4 protein-coding genes and 2 pseudogenes are annotated in these 6,559 nt (G+C 73.8%); 5 read left to right on the forward strand and 1 reads right to left on the reverse strand.

Going from position 1 to position 6,559, the window contains the following annotated elements; genetic code table 11:
- Positions 1 to 209 (reverse strand): annotated as a pseudogene (locus G3I53_RS32980) (hypothetical protein); the annotation flags it as partial.
- A 140-nt stretch (positions 210 to 349) separates the two neighbouring features.
- Between G3I53_RS32980 and mtnA the strand changes: the two are divergent.
- The 5 genes and pseudogenes from mtnA to G3I53_RS33005 all read left to right on the forward strand — a co-directional run.
- Positions 350 to 1,498 (forward strand): S-methyl-5-thioribose-1-phosphate isomerase, encoded by a 1,149-nt coding sequence (mtnA, locus tag G3I53_RS32985; protein ID WP_164337705.1) that lies wholly within the window; start codon positions 350 to 352, stop codon positions 1,496 to 1,498.
- Between the two features lie 4 nt (positions 1,499 to 1,502).
- Positions 1,503 to 2,192: a two-component system response regulator MtrA gene (gene mtrA / locus G3I53_RS32990; protein ID WP_009188938.1), complete on the forward strand. Its 690-nt coding sequence runs from the start codon at positions 1,503 to 1,505 to the stop codon at positions 2,190 to 2,192.
- A 1-nt stretch (position 2,193) separates the two neighbouring features.
- Positions 2,194 to 4,437: an MtrAB system histidine kinase MtrB gene (gene mtrB / locus G3I53_RS32995; RefSeq protein WP_239064232.1), complete on the forward strand. Its 2,244-nt coding sequence runs from the start codon at positions 2,194 to 2,196 to the stop codon at positions 4,435 to 4,437.
- Positions 4,438 to 4,522: 85 nt separating this feature from the next.
- Positions 4,523 to 6,265, forward strand: coding sequence for an LpqB family beta-propeller domain-containing protein (locus tag G3I53_RS33000; RefSeq protein ID WP_164339035.1), 1,743 nt, complete (start codon positions 4,523 to 4,525; stop codon positions 6,263 to 6,265).
- A gap of 91 nt (positions 6,266 to 6,356) precedes the next feature.
- Positions 6,357 to 6,559: pseudogene (locus tag G3I53_RS33005) on the forward strand (ComF family protein); the annotation flags it as partial.

Genomic DNA, 6,559 nt, shown 5'->3' on the forward strand with positions numbered 1-6,559 from the left:
TGGCCGTGGTCCGGGGCGCCCGGCGGGCCGGTGGGCGCGGACCACTGGCTCGGGGGCGGCTGCTCCTTCGACCACTTCACGCCCGGTCCGTCGGGGGTCCGGTCCGGCTGCCCGGGCTGCGCCGGCTGCCCGGCGGGGCCGGACGCGGACGGTTCCTGACCGTCGGACGGGGTGGATCCGGGCGAGGCCCAGCCCGGAGTGTCGTTCATCATCGCTCCTTCACGGTGCCCGTCCGCGGGTGCGGCGGCAGTGTGGCAGCCATCGTGCCATGGGGTGGTTGTGCCCGGTCCGGGCGAGGTCGGACCTGCACACCTTCAATTGTCCGCGCCCCAGGGGGCAGACTGGCGGCATGGCTGATCAGTACGCGCACCGCGGCGACCCCCAGCGGCCGACCGAGATCCCGGCGATCCGCTGGGACGAGCCACCCGAAGGGCCCGTTCTGGTCGTGCTCGACCAGACCAGGCTGCCCGCCGAGGAGGTCGAACTCGTCTGCACGGACGCGCCCGCCCTGGTGGAGGCGATCCGTTCGCTCGCCGTGCGCGGGGCGCCCCTGCTGGGCATCGCGGGGGCGTACGGCGTCGCGCTCGCCGCCGTCCGGGGCTACGACGTGGACGACGCGGCGTCGGCGCTGGAGAGTGCCCGGCCCACCGCGGTGAACCTCGCGGTCGGCGTGCACCGGGCCCGGGACGCGTTCCGGGCGGCGCTCACCCGCACCGGGGATCCGCGGCAGGCGGCCGGGGCGGCGCTGGCCGCGGCGCGGCAGCTGCACCGGGAGGACGCCGAGGCCAGCGCCCGGATGGCCGAGCACGGGCTGGCGCTGCTGGACGAGATGCTGCCCGGCGGCGGGCACCGGATCCTCACGCACTGCAACACCGGTTCGCTGGTGTCGGGCGGTGAGGGGACGGCGTTCGCGGTGGCCCTCGCGGCGCACCGGACGGGACGGCTGAGGCGCCTGTGGGTGGACGAAACGCGCCCGTTGCTGCAAGGTGCTCGCCTGACGGCGTACGAGGCGGCCCGCTGCGGCATGGCGTACACCCTGCTCACCGACAACGCGGCCGGATCGCTGTTCGCGGCGGGTGAGGTGGACGCGGTGCTCGTCGGGGCGGACCGCATCGCGGCCGACGGTTCGGTGGCGAACAAGGTGGGGAGCTATCCGCTCGCGGTGCTCGCGCGGTACCACCATGTGCCGTTCATCGTGGTGGCACCCGTGACGACGGTCGATCCGACGACGCCGGACGGGGCGGCCATCGAGGTCGAGCAGCGTTCCAGTCATGAAGTGACCGAGATCACAGCACCCCAGGTGCCGGTGGCCGGAGTGGAGGCGGGAGGCGGGATCCCGGTGGCACCCCTGGGGACCCAGGCGTACAACCCGGCGTTCGACGTGACACCACCGGAACTGGTGACGGCGATCGTCACCGAAGAGGGCGCGGTGTCGCCCGTGACCACCGAGGCCCTGGCCGAGCTGTGCGCCAGGTCACGCCAGGTAACGATGAGCTAATGGGATGATGTCGTTTATGAAGGGACGAGTCCTTGTCGTCGACGACGACACCGCACTGGCCGAGATGCTCGGCATTGTGCTGCGTGGTGAGGGTTTTGAGCCGTCTTTCGTAGCCGACGGCGACAAGGCGCTGGCCGCTTTTCGCGAGGCCAAACCCGACCTGGTGCTGCTGGACCTGATGCTCCCCGGCCGGGACGGCATCGAGGTCTGCCGCCTGATCAGGGCGGAGTCCGGCGTACCCATCGTCATGCTCACGGCCAAGAGCGACACGGTCGACGTCGTCGTGGGCCTCGAATCGGGTGCCGACGACTACATCGTGAAGCCGTTCAAGCCGAAGGAGCTGGTCGCCCGCATCCGCGCGCGGCTGCGCAGGTCGGAGGAGCCGGCACCGGAACAGCTCGCCATCGGCGACCTGGTGATCGACGTGGCCGGGCACTCCGTGAAGCGGGACGGGCAGTCGATCGCGCTGACCCCGCTGGAGTTCGACCTGCTGGTCGCCCTGGCCCGCAAGCCCTGGCAGGTGTTCACCCGCGAGGTGCTGCTCGAGCAGGTCTGGGGCTACCGCCACGCGGCCGACACCCGGCTGGTGAACGTGCATGTCCAGCGGCTGCGCTCCAAGGTCGAGAAGGACCCGGAGAAGCCGGAGATCGTGGTGACCGTCCGTGGCGTCGGGTACAAGGCAGGACCGAGCTGACATGTCCGGTGACAGCGCCGCTTCGGCGTCCGGCCGCTCCGGGGGCCGTCCGGGGCGGCCTGTCGGCCGGGGGACGACGGGCTCCCGCTGGAGCCGTCTGCTGGAGAGCGGGCTGCTCCAGGGCGGCGTCCAGGGCAGCCCGGTCGTCCGGCTGTTCATGCGCTGGGTGCGCCGGCCGCTGCTGCCCGTCATGCGGCTGTGGCGCCGCAACATCCAGCTGAAGGTCGTCGCCACGACGCTGCTGATGTCCATGGGCGTCGTCCTGCTGCTGGGCTTCGTGGTGATCGGCCAGGTGCGCAACGGCCTGCTCGACGCCAAGGTCAAGGCGTCGCAGAGCCAGGCCACCGGCGGGTTCGCGGTGGCCAAGCAGAAGTCCGACGAGGCGGCCAGCGTCACCGACGACGCCACCACGGTCGACGGGGCCCGCCCGACGAGCGTCATCCAGTGGATGAGCGACCTCGTGGAGTCCCTCTCCAGCGGCGGCCAGGGCGCCTTCGACGTGGTCACCCTGCCGGCCGGCGACGAGAGCGGCGGCGGACGCGGACCGCGCGCCTCCGGGCACGTCGACCCGGCGCAGAGCGTGCCCGCGGCCCTGCGGGAACGGGTCAACGGCAACACCGCGGCGGCCCAGAGCTATACGCGGATCGTCTACTTCAACGGTGAGGAGTCCCAGCCCGGGCTCGTCATCGGCAAGCAGGTCAACGATCCCAACGGCGACCCCTACCAGCTGTACTACCTCTTCCCGCTCACCCAGGAGGAGAAGTCGCTCAGCCTGGTCAAGGGCACCCTGGCGACCGCCGGACTGTTCGTCGTCGTCCTCCTCGGGGCCATCGCCTGGCTCGTGGTGCGGCAGGTGGTCACCCCGGTGCGGATGGCGGCCGGGATCGCCGAGCGGCTGTCCGCCGGACGCCTCCAGGAACGGATGAAGGTCACCGGCGAGGACGACATCGCCCGGCTGGGCGAGGCGTTCAACAAGATGGCCCAGAACCTCCAGCTCAAGATCAACCAGCTGGAGGACCTGTCCCGCATGCAGCGGCGGTTCGTGTCGGACGTGTCGCACGAGCTGCGCACGCCGCTCACCACGGTGCGGATGGCCGCCGACGTCATCCACGAGGCCCGCGAGGACTTCGACCCGGTGACCGCGCGGTCCGCCGAACTGCTCGCCGACCAGCTGGACCGCTTCGAGTCGCTGCTCGCGGACCTCCTGGAGATCAGCCGCTTCGACGCGGGCGCGGCGGCACTGGAGGCGGAGCCGATAGACCTGCGCGAGGTCGTCCGGCGCGTGGTCGGCGGGGCCGAACCGCTCGCCGAACGCAAGGGCACCCGCATCAGGATCCTGGGCGACCAGCAGCCCGTCGTCGCCGAGGCCGACGCCCGGCGCGTGGAACGCGTCCTGCGCAACCTCGTGGTCAACGCCGTGGAACACGGCGAGGGCAAGGACGTCGTCGTGCGCCTGGCGGCCGCCGGGGGCGCGGTCGCGGTGGCCGTCCGGGACTACGGCGTCGGGCTCAAGCCCGGCGAGGCCACCCGCGTCTTCAGCCGCTTCTGGCGGGCCGACCCGGCCCGGGCCCGCACCACCGGCGGGACCGGCCTGGGGCTGTCCATCGCCCTGGAGGACGCCCGGCTGCACGGCGGCTGGCTCCAGGCGTGGGGCGAGCCCGGCGGCGGGTCGCAGTTCCGGCTGACGCTCCCCAGGACGGCCGACGAGCCGCTGCGCGGCTCCCCGATCGCCCTGGAACCCAAGGACTCGCGGCGCAACCGCGGACTGGACGACGCCGGCCTGCCCCGGGGCGGCGACGGCGAGAAGCGGGCCACGGTGCCCGTGCAGCCGCCCCAGGCGGCCGGGCAGGCCCAGGCCGCCCGGGACCCGCTCGTGCCCCGGACGGCCGCCGAGCCGCCCACGGCCGACCCGACGGCCCTGCCCGGCAACGGCGCGCGCGTGGTCTCCCGCCCCGCCCCCGCCGCCCGCCGGACGGACGGACAACCGGAACAGCCGGACACCCCGGCGGACCCCGGGCCGGACACCCCGACGGATCCCGGACCGGGCACCCCGACGGGTCCCGGACCGCACGGCCCGGCAGCCGGACCGCGTGGCGCCGGGAACGGCAACTCCACCCGGAGCACGGCCCGGGACACGGCCGCGGCCCCGGACGGCACGCGCGACGACGGGGACGGGCAGGGCAACGACGACGACGGGGACAGGGCCCGCACCAGGGACGAGGAGGCTTCGCGTGGGCGGCGGTGAGCGCGTGCGGCGCGGCCGGTGGACGACGAGGCGGGCGACGGTGTTCACCGCGGGGAGCGCCGTCCTGCTGGCCGGCTGCGCGTCGATGCCGGACAACGGCGACCTGCGGGGCGTGGAGTCCACCCCCCGCCGCGACGCCCAGGTCCGGGTGTTCGCCATGCCGCCGAGCGACAACGCGACGCCCACACAGATCGTCCAGGGCTTCCTGGAGGCGCTGACCAGCGACGACCCGCAGTACAAGACCGCCCGGATGTACCTGACGCCCAGGGCCGCCGAGAACTGGCAGCCGGAACGGTCCACCACCGTGCTCGCCGACGGGCCGGACGCCGCCGCCCGCGCCCCGGTCCAGGACGACGACGAGCACGTCGCCTTCACGCTGACCGGCCGCGAGGTCGCCACCGTGGACGCGCAGCAGGCGTTCTCGCCGTCCTCCGGGGAGTACAACAAGCTGCTGCGTCTCATACGTGACGCCGAGACACGGCAGTGGCGGATCGACATCGTGCCGCAGGGCGTCGTCATGGGTCAGTCGGACTTCGAGCGCAACTACATGTCCGTCAACAAGTTCTACTTCGCCTCCAACACCGCGGGCACGACCCGCAACGGGCCGCCCATGGCGGTCGCCGACCCCGTCTACGTGCGCAGCCACGTGGACCCCACGACCCAGATGGTGCGGTCCCTCCTGGCAGGCCCCACCACCTGGCTCGACCCGGTCGTGCGCTCCAGCTTCCCCACCGGCACGGCGCTGGCGAAGGGCGCCGGCCCGCTGACCCCCGACGACCGCGGCCGGCTGGTCGTCCCGCTCAACGACAAGGCCGCCGAGGTCGGCACCAGCCGGTGCGAGGAGATGGCCGCACAGCTGCTGTTCACCGTCCGCAGCCCCACGCCCGCGGTGGAGGAGGTCGAACTGCGCTCCGGCGACAAGGAGCTGTGCTCCCTCGCCCAGGAGAGCGCGGAGGCCGTGGCCACCCGCGGCTCCCTGCACAGCCCCGAGTACCTGTACTTCCTCGACGGGGACCAGCGGGCGGTTCGGATCGCCGCGGGCTCCGACGACACCGAACCCGAACCGGTTCCCGGCGCCCTCGGCGAGGGGGAGAAGCAGCTGCGCTCGGTGGCGGTGGCCTGGGACGAGCACACCGCGGCCGGCGTCGCCGTCGACGGCAAGTCGCTGTACGTGGGGTCGCTGGTGTCCGGCGGCTCCCTCGGCGAGCCGGTGCTGCGCAGCACCGGCAGGACCGAGGCCGACCGGCTGACGGCCCCCAGCTGGGACGCCCGGGGCGGCCTGTGGGTGGCGGACCGCAATCCCGCGGCACCCCGGCTGCTGCTCCTGGAGGACGGCGCGGGTGAGCCGATGGAGGTGCGCACCCCCGGGCTCGACGGCCGGATCCAGTCGGTGCGGGTGGCCGCCGACGGCGTGCGGATCGCGCTCGTCGTGGAGAAGGGCGACCGGCGCTCCCTGCTGATCGGGCGGATCGAGCGGAGCAGGCCGGACGGCGGCACGGCGGAACGCTCGCCGGTCACTGTGCTGGAACTGCGCTCCGCGGCCCCGGAGCTGGAGCAGGTCACCGCCATGTCGTGGACCGGGGACAGCCGCCTCGTCGTGGTCGGACGCGAGAAGGGCGGCGTGGAGCAGATGCGCTACGTCGAGGTCGACGGGTCCACCCCGGACATCCAGCAGCCCGCGGCCCTCACCGGCGTCAAGGCGGTCACCGCCTCCCCGGACGACAAGGTGCCCCTGGTGGCGTACTCGGTGGACGGCATCGTCCGGCTGCCGTCGGCGTCGCAGTGGCAGAAGATCACGAAGGGGACGGCCCCGGTCTATCCGGGGTGAGCGGTTCCGGCCCGCGGGAGCCGGCCCGGAATCGTGCGGGGGGTTTTCCACAGGGCTGGCCGGGCGGGGTGGGCCGGGGCACAGTGGCCTCATGCGCGCCTGGTGGCAGGACCTCACCGACCTGGTGCTCCCGCCCGAATGCGGCGGGTGCGGCAGACCCCGTGCGGTGCTGTGCCCGCGGTGCCGGACGGCGCTGGACCGCACCGGACCGCGCCGGGTGATGCCGGAGCCCCGGCCGCCCGGGCTGCCGCCGGTGCACGCGGCGGCCCGGTACGCCGACGAGGTGCGCGCCGC

The sequence above is a fragment of the Streptomyces sp. SID14436 genome, from assembly GCF_010548465.1.
GTDB lineage: Bacteria > Actinomycetota > Actinomycetes > Streptomycetales > Streptomycetaceae > Streptomyces.